13 protein-coding genes and 1 tRNA gene are annotated in these 13,103 nt (G+C 71.4%); 3 read left to right on the forward strand and 11 right to left on the reverse strand.

What is annotated here, in order from left to right:
- Positions 1-99 precede the first annotated feature (99 nt).
- Complete coding sequence (locus DVA86_RS13955) at positions 100-915, forward strand: DUF1963 domain-containing protein (protein WP_208878562.1); 816 nt, start codon at positions 100-102, stop codon at positions 913-915.
- 313 nt (positions 916-1,228) lie between these two features.
- On the opposite strand, the gene DVA86_RS13960 is transcribed toward DVA86_RS13955, so the two are convergent.
- The 3 genes from DVA86_RS13960 to DVA86_RS13970 form a co-directional block, all read right to left on the reverse strand.
- A tRNA-Pro gene (locus DVA86_RS13960) sits at positions 1,229-1,302 on the reverse strand.
- A 94-nt stretch (positions 1,303-1,396) separates the two neighbouring features.
- Entirely contained in the window at positions 1,397-2,326 is a 930-nt protein-coding gene (locus DVA86_RS13965; RefSeq protein WP_208878564.1) for a metallophosphoesterase, read from the reverse strand.
- A 233-nt stretch (positions 2,327-2,559) separates the two neighbouring features.
- The gene (locus DVA86_RS13970; protein WP_208878566.1) at positions 2,560-3,498 is read right to left on the reverse strand and encodes a D-alanyl-D-alanine carboxypeptidase family protein; all 939 of its coding nucleotides are present in this window, start codon (positions 3,496-3,498) and stop codon (positions 2,560-2,562) included.
- Positions 3,499-3,682: 184 nt separating this feature from the next.
- On the opposite strand from DVA86_RS13970, the gene DVA86_RS13975 reads away from it, so the two are divergent.
- The gene (locus DVA86_RS13975; RefSeq protein ID WP_208878567.1) at positions 3,683-4,147 is read left to right on the forward strand and encodes a GatB/YqeY domain-containing protein; all 465 of its coding nucleotides are present in this window, start codon (positions 3,683-3,685) and stop codon (positions 4,145-4,147) included.
- Positions 4,148-4,375: 228 nt separating this feature from the next.
- Here DVA86_RS13975 and DVA86_RS13980 read toward each other — a convergent pair whose 3' ends face one another.
- The 4 genes from DVA86_RS13980 to nth all read right to left on the reverse strand — a co-directional run bounded on the left by DVA86_RS13980 (position 4,376) and on the right by nth (position 9,648).
- The gene (locus DVA86_RS13980) at positions 4,376-6,655 is read right to left on the reverse strand and encodes a transglycosylase domain-containing protein (RefSeq protein WP_208878568.1); all 2,280 of its coding nucleotides are present in this window, start codon (positions 6,653-6,655) and stop codon (positions 4,376-4,378) included.
- Between the two features lie 49 nt (positions 6,656-6,704).
- Positions 6,705-7,904 (reverse strand): MarP family serine protease, encoded by a 1,200-nt coding sequence (locus tag DVA86_RS13985; RefSeq protein ID WP_208878570.1) that lies wholly within the window; start codon positions 7,902-7,904, stop codon positions 6,705-6,707.
- 45 nt (positions 7,905-7,949) lie between these two features.
- On the reverse strand, positions 7,950-8,651 hold the full coding sequence (locus DVA86_RS13990) for an NUDIX hydrolase (RefSeq protein WP_208878572.1): 702 nt from the start codon (positions 8,649-8,651) through the stop codon (positions 7,950-7,952).
- Positions 8,652-8,718: 67 nt separating this feature from the next.
- The gene (nth, locus tag DVA86_RS13995; protein ID WP_208878574.1) at positions 8,719-9,648 is read right to left on the reverse strand and encodes an endonuclease III; all 930 of its coding nucleotides are present in this window, start codon (positions 9,646-9,648) and stop codon (positions 8,719-8,721) included.
- A 253-nt stretch (positions 9,649-9,901) separates the two neighbouring features.
- Here nth and DVA86_RS14000 point away from each other — a divergent pair, with 253 nt between their 5' ends.
- Positions 9,902-10,576 carry a Crp/Fnr family transcriptional regulator gene (locus tag DVA86_RS14000; protein WP_121518139.1) on the forward strand — a complete coding sequence of 225 codons (675 nt, stop codon included), beginning with the start codon at positions 9,902-9,904 and terminating at the stop codon, positions 10,574-10,576.
- Between the two features lie 58 nt (positions 10,577-10,634).
- On the opposite strand, the gene DVA86_RS14005 is transcribed toward DVA86_RS14000, so the two are convergent.
- The 4 genes from DVA86_RS14005 to sp36 all read right to left on the reverse strand — a co-directional run bounded on the left by DVA86_RS14005 (position 10,635) and on the right by sp36 (position 13,068).
- Positions 10,635-11,468 carry an MBL fold metallo-hydrolase gene (locus DVA86_RS14005; RefSeq protein WP_208878576.1) on the reverse strand — a complete coding sequence of 278 codons (834 nt, stop codon included), beginning with the start codon at positions 11,466-11,468 and terminating at the stop codon, positions 10,635-10,637.
- The gene (locus tag DVA86_RS14010; protein WP_208878578.1) at positions 11,465-12,355 is read right to left on the reverse strand and encodes an NUDIX hydrolase; all 891 of its coding nucleotides are present in this window, start codon (positions 12,353-12,355) and stop codon (positions 11,465-11,467) included. The genes DVA86_RS14005 and DVA86_RS14010 overlap by 4 nt, the downstream gene beginning before the upstream one ends.
- An 87-nt stretch (positions 12,356-12,442) precedes the next feature.
- On the reverse strand, positions 12,443-12,910 hold the full coding sequence (locus DVA86_RS14015) for a RidA family protein (RefSeq protein ID WP_208878580.1): 468 nt from the start codon (positions 12,908-12,910) through the stop codon (positions 12,443-12,445).
- Complete coding sequence (sp36, locus tag DVA86_RS14020) at positions 12,907-13,068, reverse strand: Sp36 family protein (protein ID WP_208878582.1); 162 nt, start codon at positions 13,066-13,068, stop codon at positions 12,907-12,909. The genes DVA86_RS14015 and sp36 overlap by 4 nt, the downstream gene beginning before the upstream one ends.
- Between the last annotated feature and the right edge of the window lie 35 nt (positions 13,069-13,103).

Genomic DNA, 13,103 nt, shown 5'->3' on the forward strand with positions numbered 1-13,103 from the left:
GTGAATCGAATGAGGCGGAAGAACGATTTGTCAGCCCTCAATGGTCGCTGGATTTCCGCACCGCCTGTATAACGTGAACTGGCAGACTACAGTTCCCGCATGACGCCTGAGATGCTGGACAGACTGGACCGGTACCGTGCGGAGATGACGAGGCGGAAAATCCCCTCCGGCATCGTGGAACAGTGGACAGGTGCCGCCCTCCCCCGTGCGACCCTGACACTGGACGGAGACGGGCCCGTCGTGGGCCGCCATGGCGGCCCCCTGCTGCTTCCCCCCGACGCCCCGGACCCCGAGTTCCCGTTCGTCGCCTCCCTCAACTGCGCAGACCTGCCACAGCAGTTGACGGGGCTCGCACTGCCACCCGACGGCCGTCTGCTGCTGTTCGCATTTCCCGACCTGGACGGTGGCGGCCAAGTGATGTACGTCCCCGAGGACGCGGCCGTCGAGGAACGGGTAATTGCCTTCGAGTACTACGACGAGGATCCGGATTGCCTGGAGATATCCGAGCAGTACCCACAGGGCGAACTCCGCATGACCGCCGACATTTCCCTGCCGTTCCACACCTCGAAGGCGAAGGCCACTGACCATGGTTGGCGGGGTGAGAACCTCCCCTGGGCCCCCTACGCAAGCATCCACTCGGATTTGCGGAACCTGGACGGCCATGAATTCCCCCGCGGCGGGTGGGTGCAGGTGGGTGGATACGCCCTGGAGGAATCCATGGACGTGAACCCCGTGGAGTCGGCCGCGATTTCCTCGGACGAGACCTGGGACCTCGAGGACTGGGTGCTGCTGGCGGACTGGCATCCCGGCATCGCGGGCCGGGAGGGCTTTTCACTTCACTGGGCGATCCGCAGGCAGGAACTGGCCGCCCGGCGCTTCGAGCGAGTATCCGAGTCGATGCACTGGAACCCCTGAGCCGAACGCGCGCTGCCGCCATGCCCTCAGCGGCCCCGGCCACGCCCCACGTCTCGAGCCGCTGCCTGCGAGCGCCACGCAGCCCTCTACGACGACCTGGTAGGCCGCGCTGGACGCGCGGGCTCGGCATGCGCCCGACGTCGCCGGTACGGGTGCTCAACCGGCTTCTGAGAGCACGCGCGGCTGCGACCTCGTAGCCGCCCCGGGCAGTGGCTTCTCAAGATCCACTCCCGACTGACTCCCCAGTTGCCCAGCAACACGAGTCAGGGCCGGTCCCCGTGAGGGAGACCGGCCCTGAACTCTGTTTCATCTGTCGGGGTGGCGGGATTTGAACCCACGACCTCTTCGTCCCGAACGAAGCGCGCTGCCAAGCTGCGCCACACCCCGATGCAACGAGGACCACCTTAGCCCAGGCCGGGCCGGACGCGAAATCCGGTTTTCCGTCGCCCCGCCTGCCTGGGGTCGGGGTGGCGGTCCGGGGTCACTCCCGTTCTGTCAGGGTCAGCAGTGTCGCCTCCGGGGGGCAGGCGAAGCGGGCCGGGGTGTAGCGGTTGGTGCCGCAGCCCGCGGAGACGTGGAGGTAGGCGCGGTGGCCGCCCGCGCGGTGCGTGGAGAGGCCCTTCACGCGCTCCGTGTCCAGGTCGCAGTTGGTGACCAGCGCCCCGTAGAAGGGGATGCAGAGCTGCCCGCCGTGGGTGTGCCCGGCGAGGATCAGGGGGTAGCGGTCGGCCGTGAAGGCGTCGAGGACGCGCAGGTACGGGGCGTGTACGACTGCCAGGGACACGTCCGCGTCCGGCTCGGGGCCGCCCGCGACCTCGCCGTAGCGGTCGCGCTTGATGTGCGGGTCGTCGAGCCCCGTGAACGCGACCTCCTGGCCGCCGGGCAGCTTGAGCCGCCCGCGTGCATTGGACAGGCCGATCCAGCCGGCGGTGTCGAACGCGTCGCGGAGGCCCTCCCACGGGTTGTGTACGGCGCCCACGACCGGCGGGTTGCCGTTCAGGCCGTACCGGCCGCTGGCCTTCTCGAAGAGGTAGCGGGCGGGGTTGCGGAGCTTGGGGCCGTAGTAGTCGTTCGAGCCGAAGACGTACGCCCCCGGGTACTCCATCAGCGGCCCCAGCGCGTCCAGTGCCTCCGGGACGGCCTCGGGGTCGGAGAGGTTGTCGCCCGTGTTGACGACGAAGTCCGGGCGCAGCCCGGCCAGCGCCTGCAGCCAGCGCTGCTTCTTCCGCTGCCCGCGGACCATGTGCACGTCGGAGACCTGGAGCACCCGCAGCGGGTGCATGCCCGGCGGCAGTACGGGGACGGACACGCGCCGCAACCGGAAGGAACGGGCCTCTATCCCGGTCGCGTAACCGACGCAGGCCGCTCCGAGTGCCGTAATGCCGAGGGGAATTCCGTATCGCGCGCGCATGCTGTCCATGGTCGCAGACGCGGCGCGCCCCGCGCAGCGCACGGGCGCGGGCCGCGCGACGGGAGCACGCGGCGGGCCCGTGCGCCCCGAGCACGCGGCGGGGCGTGTACGCCGGGCGCACGGACGGTCACGAGGCGGTCACGCAGCGGGCCCGGACCGCCGCTCGCGGTCCGGGCCCTTTCACCCTCAGCCGTCCGGGCGACCCAGGGGCACCCCGAACTGGATCGGCTGAGTCAGTCGCGCTGTGCGTCCGCCGGCAGCTTGCGCAGCTTCATCTGCTGCGTCTCGGTGCCGTAGGCCCAGTCGAGCATGGCCTTGGCGTCGGTGTAACGCGCGTCGCCGCTCTCGCTGTTGAGTACGACGCCGATGATCGTCTTCCCGTCCCGCTCGACGGCGAAGACGAGGCACGGGCCCGCGGCCGTGCCGCTGCCGGTCTTGACGCCGATGGCGCCCTCGTACGAGCCGAGCAGCTGGTTGGTGTTGGTCCAGGTGTACGTGCGGCCGTTGGTGGCCTTCTCCTCCGCGGTGGTGGTCCGCACGGTCTCGGCGAAGGTCTCGTTCTGCATGGCGTGCTGCGCCATCTTGGCCAGGTCGCCGGGGGTGGTGTAGTTGTCGCCGCCCGGGGAGATGCCGTCGAAGGAGTCGAACTCGGTGTTCTTCAGGCCCAGTTCGTCGGCGGTCGTGTTCATCTTGCCGATGAACGAGTCGGTGCGCTCCTTGAGCGACTCGCCGCTGCCGAGCGCGTCCGCGATGGCGTACGCGGCATCGCAGCCGGACGGCAGCATCAGCGCGGGGAGCAGCTGCCCGACGGTGAGCTTGTCGCCGGTCTTGAGGTCGGCGGTGCTGCCGCCCTCGCGCTGGACGTAGTCGCGGTACTCCTGCTTGACGGTGACCTGCTTGTCCAGGGCCCCGTCGGTCTCCAGCGCGACGATGGCGGTCATGATCTTCGTCGTGCTGGCCATCTGCCGCGTCGTGGTGTCGTCCTTGCTCCACAGCGTCTCTCCGCTGCCGGCGTCGAGCAGGTGGGCGCCCTGGGCGCCGACGCCCTCGGGTCCCGCCGCTTTCCCCTCGGCGGCCTGTGCCGAGGCACCGGCCGCCAGCATGGACACGGTTGCGGCAACGGTGGTCAGGCCGATGCCCCAGCGACGCGCAGACTTCGTGGCATTGCGCATACGTGCTCCTGAGTTCGTGTTTCCCCACACGCCCCTGTCCGGCCCGTACGGACGCACGACAGCCCACACGTCAACCGACGCGCGTCAACGGCGGCACGGAAAGGCGTAATTCCGCACACTACTCACCCGGACCGGCGGCGAAACGCGCTGGGTGCCCGTGGCGCGTGCTGGCAGACTGAGCCGCATGACCACGCTCAAGTCCCAGCTTCAGGAAGACCTGACCACAGCGATCAAGGCGCGGGACGAGCTGCGTTCGGCGACTCTCCGGATGACGCTCACCGCGATCACCAAGGAGGAGGTGGCGGGCACCGAGTCCCGTGAACTCTCCGACGACGACGTGCGGAAGGTCATCGCCCGCGAGGCGAAGAAGCGCCGCGAGGCCGCCGAAGCCTTCGCGCAGGGCGGCCGGGACGCGCAGGCGGAACGGGAGCGGGCGGAGGGCGAGGTGCTCAGCGAGTACCTGCCGCAGCAGCTGTCCGACGACGAGCTGGACGCGCTCGTCGCCGAGTCCGTGGCGGAGGCGCGGGCGGCCGGGGTCGAGGGGCCGCGGGCGATGGGCGCCGTGATGAAGCTGGTGAACCCGAAGGTGGCGGGCCGCGCCGAGGGCGGCCGGGTGGCGGCCGCGGTGAAGCGGCGGCTCGCGGACTGAGCGGTACGGCACCCGGGGCCCGTACGGGAGCGGGCTGAGCGGTACGGCAGCGGGCCCGCGTACGGGAGCCAGGGCCCGTACGGCACCCGGCGCGCGTACCCCGTACGTACGCCCGCGCGCCCGCCCCGCACCACCTCGTACACCTCGTACGCGCACGTGAGGGGCGCTCCCCGTGCCATACCGGGAGCGCCCCTCAGAGCTTGAGCTCAACGCCTCAGCGGGCGCCGCTCACCGCGGCCAGCCGCCGTTGCCGTTGCCGCCGCCGTTGCCGCCGCCGTTCTGGCCGCCGCCGATCATGTCCGGCGGAAGGCTCGGCTCGGGCCAGTCGCCGGGGTCCGGCCAGTCGGGCCGGTCAGGCGGGTCCGGGGGCTTCGGGTCGTCTCGGTCCTCGTCGTCGTCCCGATCCTCGTCCTTCTTGTCGTCCTTGTCCTTCTTGTCCTTGTCTTCCCGTATCGGCACCGTCGGCAGCTTCGGTGCCGGCTCGCCCCTGAGCGCGCCTGCCATCGCGTCGCGCCAGATCGGGCCGGGGACGCCGCCGCCGAACACCTTCGGGTGGTACTGCCCGCCGATGGTGATGTCGACCATCCGCCGCTCGTGCTTCGGGTCGCCGACCCAGACCGCGCCGGCCGCGTTCGGGGTGTAGCCGACGAACCAGGCGGCGTACCGCTCGTCCGACGTACCCGTCTTGCCCGCGCTGTCCCGCCCGCTGAGCCCGGCCTTCTTGCCGGTGCCGTCCTCGACGACGCCCCTCAGCAGCGAGTTGACGGTCTTCGACGTCCGCTCCGACATCGCGCGCTTGCACGTGGACTTCGGCACCCGCAGCGCGTTGCCCTGTGCGTCCGTGATCGACTCGATGGCGATCGGGGTGCAGTGCACGCCGTTGTTGGCGAACGTCGCGTACGCCTCGGCCATCGTCAGCGGCGACATCTCCTGCACGCCCAGCGTCATCGACGGGACCTGCTCGAGCTGCTTGCCGTCCGACCGCTCCAGGCCCATGCGGTTGGCCATGTCCCGTACCGGGCAGAGGCCGATGTCGCTGATCAGCTGGACGAAGTAGGTGTTGACGGAGAGGGCCGTCGCCTCCTTCATCCGGTACGGGCCCTTCTCCGACCGGTTCTCGTTCGCGACGGTCGAGCCGCTGCCGCTCCACTTCTTTCCGTCGCACATGCTGACCGGGCTCGGGTACGGCATCTCGTACGGCGCCGAGTACTTCTGGTAGACGCTCGTGCCTCGCTCCAGCGCCGCCGCCGCGACGATCGGCTTGAACGTGGACCCCGGCTGGTAGCCGCTGCCGCCGCCCATGGAGCGGTTGACGGAGAGGTTGATCTGGGTCTCGTTCTTGCCGAAGCCGTACGGGCGCGACTGCCCCATGCCGAGGATCTTGCCGGTGCCCGGCTCGACGATGCTGACGGCCGTCGCGACCTGGTCGTCCTGGTTGACGTGGTCCTCTATCGAGTCCTGTACCGACTGCTGCGCCTTCGGGTCCAGGGTCGTCTTGATCGTCAGGCCGCCCTGGTTCCAGCGCTTGGCCCGGTCCTTCGACGACTTGCCGAACGCCTTGTTGCTGAGGAAGACCTCGCGCACGTAGTCGCAGAAGAAGCCCGCGCCGCTGACTGCCGTGATGCAGCCGTTCTTCGGCTTGCTGACCTTCAGCCCGAGCGGCTTGTCCTTGGCCGCCTCCGCTTCCTTCCGGCTGATGTCGCCGAGCTGCGCCATCCGCTCCAGCACGATGTCGCGGCGCTTCTTGCCCTCGTCCGGGTCGTTGACCGGGTCGTAGCGGCTCGGGGACTGTACGAGCCCGGCCAGCAGGGCGGACTGCTCGAGGGTCAGGTCCTTGGCGGAGGTCGAGAAGTACCGCTGGGCCGCGGCCTCGATGCCGTACGCCTGCTGTCCGAAGAAGGTGATGTTGAGGTAGTTCTCCAGGATCTGCTTCTTGCCGAGCGTCTCCTCGACCTTGATCGCGTACTTCAGCTCGCGGATCTTGCGGCCGATGCCCTTGGCGCCGGACTGCTGCGTGGCCTCGGCGATCTTCTCCGGGTCGTCGCCCGCCTCCTCGACGAAGACGTTCTTGACGTACTGCTGCGTCAGCGTCGACGCGCCCTGCGTGGTCTCGCCGGCCTGCCGGTTCTGGTTCAGCGCGCGGAGCACGCCCTTGAGGTCGATGGCGCCGTGGTCGTAGAAGCGCGAGTCCTCGATGGCGATGATGGCCTGCTGCATCTCCGCCGAGACGTTCTTGAGGTCGACCACGGTGCGGTCCCGCGAGTAGACCTTGGCGATCTCGTCGCCGTTCACGTCCAGGATGGTGGTGCGCTGGCTGAGCGGCGGGCGCTTCATGTTGGCGGGGATCTCGTCGAAGCCCTCCACCGAGCCCTTGGCGGCGAGGCCCACCAGGCCCACCGCGGGCAGCGCGATCCCGGCCAGTACGGCGCCGGCGAGGACGCTCACCCCGACGAACTTCGCGGCCTGTTGGGGGGCGGTCAAGCCGCCGCCCGCGCGCTTCGTAGCCATGGTGTGCAGCCTACGGGGTGGCGGTGCGGGGGCGGCAGGGGTGTCCGGGTCACATCGCGCAGCCCTCGCTGTCCACCTGCCGCTCCGCCTTGCGCCCGATCTCGACGTCCTCCCGCACCTCGTCCGCGGTCAGCGCGTACCCCGTGTCGTCGTCCTCCAGCGACTTGGCGAACACCACCCCGTACACCTCGCCTTCGGGCGTCAGCAGCGGGCCGCCGGAGTTGCCCTGGCGGATCATGGTGTAGAGAGAGTAGACGTCGCGGCGGACGGTGCCGCGGTGGTAGATGTCCGGGCCGTTGGCATTGACACGGCCGCGTACGCGTGCGGAGCGCACGTCGAAGCCGCCGTTCTCCGGGAAGCCCGCCACGATCGCGCCGTCGCTGCTCGACGCGTCGTCGTCGGCGAACTTGAGCGCGGGGGCGTCCAGCCCCGGCACGTCCAGGACGGCGATGTCGCGCTCCCAGTCGTAGAGCACCACCTTCGCGTCGTGCAGCGGGCCCGTGCCGCCGATCTGCACGGTCGGCTCGTCGACGCCGCCGACGACGTGCGCGTTCGTCATCACCTTCCCGTCGTGGAAGACGAAGCCGGTGCCCTCCAGGACCTTGCCGCAGCCGGTCGCTGTGCCCACCACCTTGACGATGGACTTCTTGGCGCGGTTCACCACCGGGTCCTTGGCGAGCTTCGGGTCGGGGGCGGGGACGGAGGTGATGGGCTCGTTGGAGAACGGCGAGAAGACCTGCGGCAGGCCGTTCTGCGCGAGGATCGAGGAGAAGTCCGCGAACCAGGTGTTGGCCTGCTCCGGCACCACCCGCGAGACGCCGTGCAGCACCTTGGAGGCGCGTACCTCCTTGCTCAGCGTCGGCAGCGCCGTGCCCGCCAGCGCGGAGCCGATCAGCCAGGCGACGAGCAGCATGGCCAGCACGTTGACCAGCGCGCCGCCGGTGGCGTCGAGCGCGCGGGCGGGGGACCAGGTGATGTAGCGGCGCAGCTTGTTGCCGAGGTGCGTGGTGAACGCCTGCCCGACGGAGGCGCAGACGATGACGAGCGCCACCGCCAGCACGACCCCGAGGGTGCCGGGGGAGGCGTCGTCGGTCACCTCGCCCCAGAGGACGGGCAGCACGAAGATCGCGATGAGCCCGCCGCCGAGAAAGCCGATCACGGAGAGGATGCCGACGACGAAGCCCTGTCGGTATCCCACGATCGCGAACCACACGGCGGCGAGCACGAGAAGTATGTCCAGCACGTTCACCGCATCAGCCTCGCAGAGATCTCGCCGCGCACGGAGGTCACCGTCTCACGCGTGCCAGTCGAGTGAGACGAGCTTCCCCCGGTCCCACGGTCGTTCCCACCCCGCGAAGTGCAGGATGCGGTCGATCACACCCGCCGTGAAGCCCCACACCAGCGCCGAGCCGACGGTGAACGCCGGGCCGCGGTGCCCGCTCGGGTGCGCGGTCGTGGCGCGGTTGGCCGGGTCCGCCAGCTCGTCGACGGGCACGGTGAAGACCCGCGCCGTCTCGGCCGGATCGACGGGCGCCACGGGCGTACGGCTGCGCCACCAGCCCAGCACCGGTGTCACGACGAAGTCGCTCACCGGGATGTACAGCGCGGGCAGCGTCGCGAAGACCTGCACGCCCGCCGGGTCCAGGCCGGTCTCCTCCTCCGCCTCCCGCAGCGCGGCGCGCAGCGGCCCGTCACCGGCCGGATCGCCGTCCTCCGGATCGAGCGCGCCTCCCGGGAACGAGGGCTGGCCCGCGTGCGAACGGAGGCTGCTCGACCGCTCCATCAGCAGCAGCTCCGGGCCGTGCGGGCCGTCACCGAACAGGATCAGCACGGCGGACGGCCGCCCCTCGCCGCCGGGCGGCGGCAGGAAACGGCTGAGCTGCGCGGGCTCGACCGTACGCGCGGCCCGTTCGACGGGCTCCAGCCAGCCGGGCAGTCCTTCGCTGCTGACGACGACGGGGCCGTCGCTGTGCCGCTGGTGGCTCGCGTGGGTCACACGCACCCCCGGCGGAGGCGTACGGACCGGGCGCCGGTCTGCGGCGTACGTACGCGGGCGGCGCCGGTCACCGGCCCTCCAGCCTCGGTGCGGGCCGGCCGGGATAGTCCGGCGGCGGCTTGAGCCGCTGGCCGGGCTGGCCGCCCAGCTCGTACTTCAGCAGCTTCTTCGCCTTGTCCGGATCCAGCTCGCCCTCGCCGTACGACGGGCAGAGCGGCGCCAGCGCGCACGCGCCGCACGCGGGCTTGCGCGAGTGGCAGACGCGGCGGCCGTGGAAGATGATCCGGTGCGAGAGCATCGTCCACTCGCTCTTCGGGAAGATCTCGGCGATCTCCGCCTCGACCTTGTCCGGGTCCTCCTGCTCGGTCCAGCCGAAGCGGCGCACGAGCCGCCCGAAGTGAGTGTCCACGGTCAGGCCGGGGACGCCGAAAGCGTTGCCCAGCACCACGTTCGCCGTCTTGCGGCCGACGCCCGGCAGCGACACGAGGTCGGCGAGCTTCCCCGGCACCTCGCCCCCGAACCGGTCGCGGATCGCGACGGACAGCCCCTGCACGGCCTTCGTCTTGGCGCGGAAGAACCCGGTGGGGCGGAGCAGGTCCTCCAGCACCTCCGGATCGGCCGCGGCCACGTCCTCGGGGGTGGGGTACGCGGCGAAGAGGGCGGGCGTCGTCTGGTTCACGCGCAGATCGGTGGTCTGGGCGGACAGCACGGTCGCGATGAGCAGCTGGAACGGGTTCTCGAAGTCGAGCTCCGGGTGCGCGTACGGATACAGCTCGGCGAGCTCGCGGTTCATACGGCGGGCGCGGCGCACCATCGCCAGCCGCGACTCCGGCTTGGCCGCGGCCTTCGTCCCGGCCGCCTGCTTCACCTCGGTCTTCGCGGCGGTCTTCGCCGGGGCCTTCTTCGGGGCCGCCCGCTTCCCCGTCGCCTTCTTCGCCGCCCCCTCGCCCGTACCCTTTGCCGCTTTCGTGCTCTTCGCGGGCGTGTGTTCGCCCACAGCGGAATCTCCAGATGTGGTCACCCGCCCGGCCCCCTTCCTCCGCGCTCTACCGGCCTATCGGACACTCGGCCAGCGTAGAGGGGACGACTGACATTCGCCCCGCACGTAGGCGATTCGCGGCCCAATCGGCCCCCTGACGTACGGCCCGCGCGGCGAGTGCGTCAAACTTGTGACTGATCGCACTGTTTTACCGTCCGGCATCATGGGGTGCCACAGGGACCCCATGGGCAGGTCGACAAGGAGAGAACTCGTGGACGACGTTCTGCGGCGCGCCCCGCTCTTCGCGGCGCTCGATGAGGAGCAGGCCGCTGAGCTGCGCGCCTCCATGACCGAGACAACGCTCGCCCGCAGCGACGCGCTGTTCCACGAAGGCGACCCCGGGGACCGGCTCTACGTCGTCACCGAGGGCAAGGTGAAGCTGCACCGCACCTCGCCCGACGGCCGCGAGAACATGCTGGCGGTGCTCGGGCCGGGTGAGCTCATCGGCGAGCTCTCCCTCTTCGACCCGGGACCGCGTACGGCCACGGCCTCCGCGCTCACCGAGGTCAAGCTGCTCGGGCTGGGCCACGGCGACCTCCAGCCCTGGCTGAACGTGCGCCCCGAGGTGGCCTCCGCGCTGCTCCGGGCCATCGCCCGCCGGCTGCGCCGCACCAACGACTCGATGTCCGACCTGGTCTTCTCCGATGTGCCGGGCCGCGTCGCCAAGCAGCTCCTCGACCTGTCGCGCCGCTTCGGCGTGCAGTCGGAGGAGGGCATCCACGTGGTGCACGACCTCACCCAGGAGGAGCTGGCCCAGCTGGTCGGCGCCTCCCGCGAGACCGTCAACAAGGCGCTCGCCGACTTCGCCGGCCGCGGCTGGCTGCGGCTGGAGGCGCGCGCGGTGATCCTGCTGGACATCGAGCGGCTGGCGAAGCGCAGCCGCTGACCCGCGCACGGCGCCCGCCACGGCACGCGGCACAGGCGGGCGCGCCGCACGAGCCCGGTCAGGACAGCCCGTGCTCGTGCAGGTAGTCCAGCTGCGCCCGTACGGACTGCTCGGCCGCGGGCCACAGCGACCGGTCCACGTCCGCGTACACGTGCGCGACGACCTCGGCCGCCGTACGGTGGCCGTTCTCGACCGCCGTCTCCACCTGCGCGAGCCGGTTCGCGCGGTGCGCGAGGTAGAACTCGACGGCGCCCTGCGCGTCGGACAGCACCGGCCCGTGGCCGGGCAGCAGCGTCCCGACGCCCTCGTCCACGGTCAGCGCGCGCAGCCGGCGCAGCGCGTCCAGGTAGTCGCCCAGCCGCCCGTCCGGGTGCGCCACGACGGTCGTACCCCGCCCGATGACCGTGTCGCCGGTCAGCAGCGCCCCGTCCGCGGGCAGGTGCAGGCACACGGAGTCGGCGGTGTGTCCGGGCGTCGGTACGACGTACAGCTCCAGGCCGCCGGCCGTGATCACGTCGCCCTCGGCCAGCCCGCCCCCGCCGTGGTGCCGGAAGGCGGGGTCCACCGCCCGTACGGGCGCGCCGGTCAGCTCCGCGAACCGGGCCAGGCCGTCCGAGTGGTCCGGGTGCCCGTGCGTGAGTACGGTCAGCGCGACGCGGCGGCCGTCCCGGGCGACGGTGTCGAGGACGTTCCGCAGGTGCGTCTCGTCGAGCGGGCCCGGGTCGACGACGACGGCGAGGTCGGAGTCCGGCTCGGCGACGATCCAGGTGTTCGTGCCGTCCAGCGTCATCGCGGACGGGTTGGGCGCCAGCACGCACCGGGCACGTGCCGTGCCCGAACCGTCGATGGGCCCGTCGAGGGGGCGTCCGGGCAGGGCGGTTGCTTCGGTCACGGGGCGACTCGCTTCGTGAATTCGTCGTGGCCAGGCCAGCTCAGTACGATCTCGCCCGCCTCCAGGCGGGCCCGGGCGAGGACGGGTGTCAGATCCCGGTCCGCGGCGGCGGCCAGCGCGTCGGCAGCGTGGCCGTACGGCTGGAGCTGCCGCAGCGTGGCGATGGTCGGGGGCATCATCATCAGCTCTCCGCGGTCGTAGCCCGCGGCGGCCTCGGCCGCGCCGGTCCAGACCGTACGGTCGGCCTCGGTCGAGGCGTTGCGTGTGCGCTGCCCCTCGGGGAGCACCGCCACGAAGAACCAGGTGTCGAAGCGGCGCCGCTCGAACTCCGGCGTGATCCAGCGGGCCCATGCCCCGAGCAGGTCGCTGCGGAGCAGCAGGCCGCGGCGGGCGAGGAAGTCGGCGAACGGCAGCTCGCGGGCGACCAGCGCGGCCCGGTCCGTCTCCCAGTCCGCGCCGGTGGTGTCGGCGACGACGGTCTCCGCGTCCGGTCCGGCGAGCAGCACGCCCGCCTCCTCGAAGGTCTCGCGTACGGCGGCGCACACGATGCCCTGGGCCGCCGCCTCGCCCGTACCGAGCCGTGCCGCCCACTCGGCGCGCGACGGGCCCGCCCAGCCGAGCTCGCGCTCCGTACCGGGGGCCCCGGCCCCGTCCGTCTCGTCGCGCGGGTCGACCGAGCCGCCCGGGTACGCGTACGCGCCCCCGGCGAACGCCATGGAGGAACGGCGGCGCAGCATGTGCACCTCGGGGGGCGCGTCCGCGCGGTCGCGGAGCAGCATCACCGTCGCGGCGCGGCGCGGGGCGACGGGGGTGAGCTCGCCGGCGGCCAGGGCGCGGATACGCGCGGGCCACTCGGCGGGATACCACTGGCCGTTCGTAGTGGACATGAACGGATGCTACGGGGCGCCGCGCCGATGTTCGAGAGCGCTCGGCGCCGCGCCCCACCCGCTACGGGCACTGCGCCCGTCAGTCCGTCAGTCCGTCAGCTCGACCACGAGCTCGACCTCGACCGGCGCGTCCAGCGGCAGCGCCGCCACGCCCACCGCGCTGCGCGCGTGCCGGCCCTTCTCGCCCAGCAGCTCGCCGAGCAGCTCGCTGGCGCCGTTGAGTACGCCCGGCTGCCCGGTGAAGTCCGGCGCGGAGGCCACGAATCCGGTGACCTTGACCACCTGTGCGATCCGGTCCAGATCACCGGCCACCGTCTTGACGGCGGCAAGCGCGTTCAGCGCGCAGATCCGCGCCAGCTCCTTGGCACGCTCGGGCGAGACGTCGGCGCCGACCTTGCCCGCCGCGGGCAGTTCGCCGTTCACGAACGGGACCTGGCCTGCGGTGTACACGTAAACCCCGGTCCGCAGCGCCGGCACGTACGCGCCCGCCGGAGCCGGCACCTCCGGCAGGCTCAGGCCCAGCTCGGCGAGCTTCAGCTCGACCTTCCCGCTCATGCCTGCTTCTCCCGCTTGAGGTACGCCACCAGCTGTTCCGAGTTGGTCGGGCCGGGGACGACCTGGACGAGCTCCCAGCCGTCCTCTCCCCAGGTGTCCAGGATCTGCTTGGTGGCGTGCACGAGCAGCGGCACGGTCGCGTATTCCCACTTCGTCATGGGACGACCCTAAGCCCTTTCCCCGGGCGGCCTTC

This window comes from Streptomyces armeniacus (assembly GCF_003355155.1).
Lineage (GTDB): Bacteria > Actinomycetota > Actinomycetes > Streptomycetales > Streptomycetaceae > Streptomyces > Streptomyces armeniacus.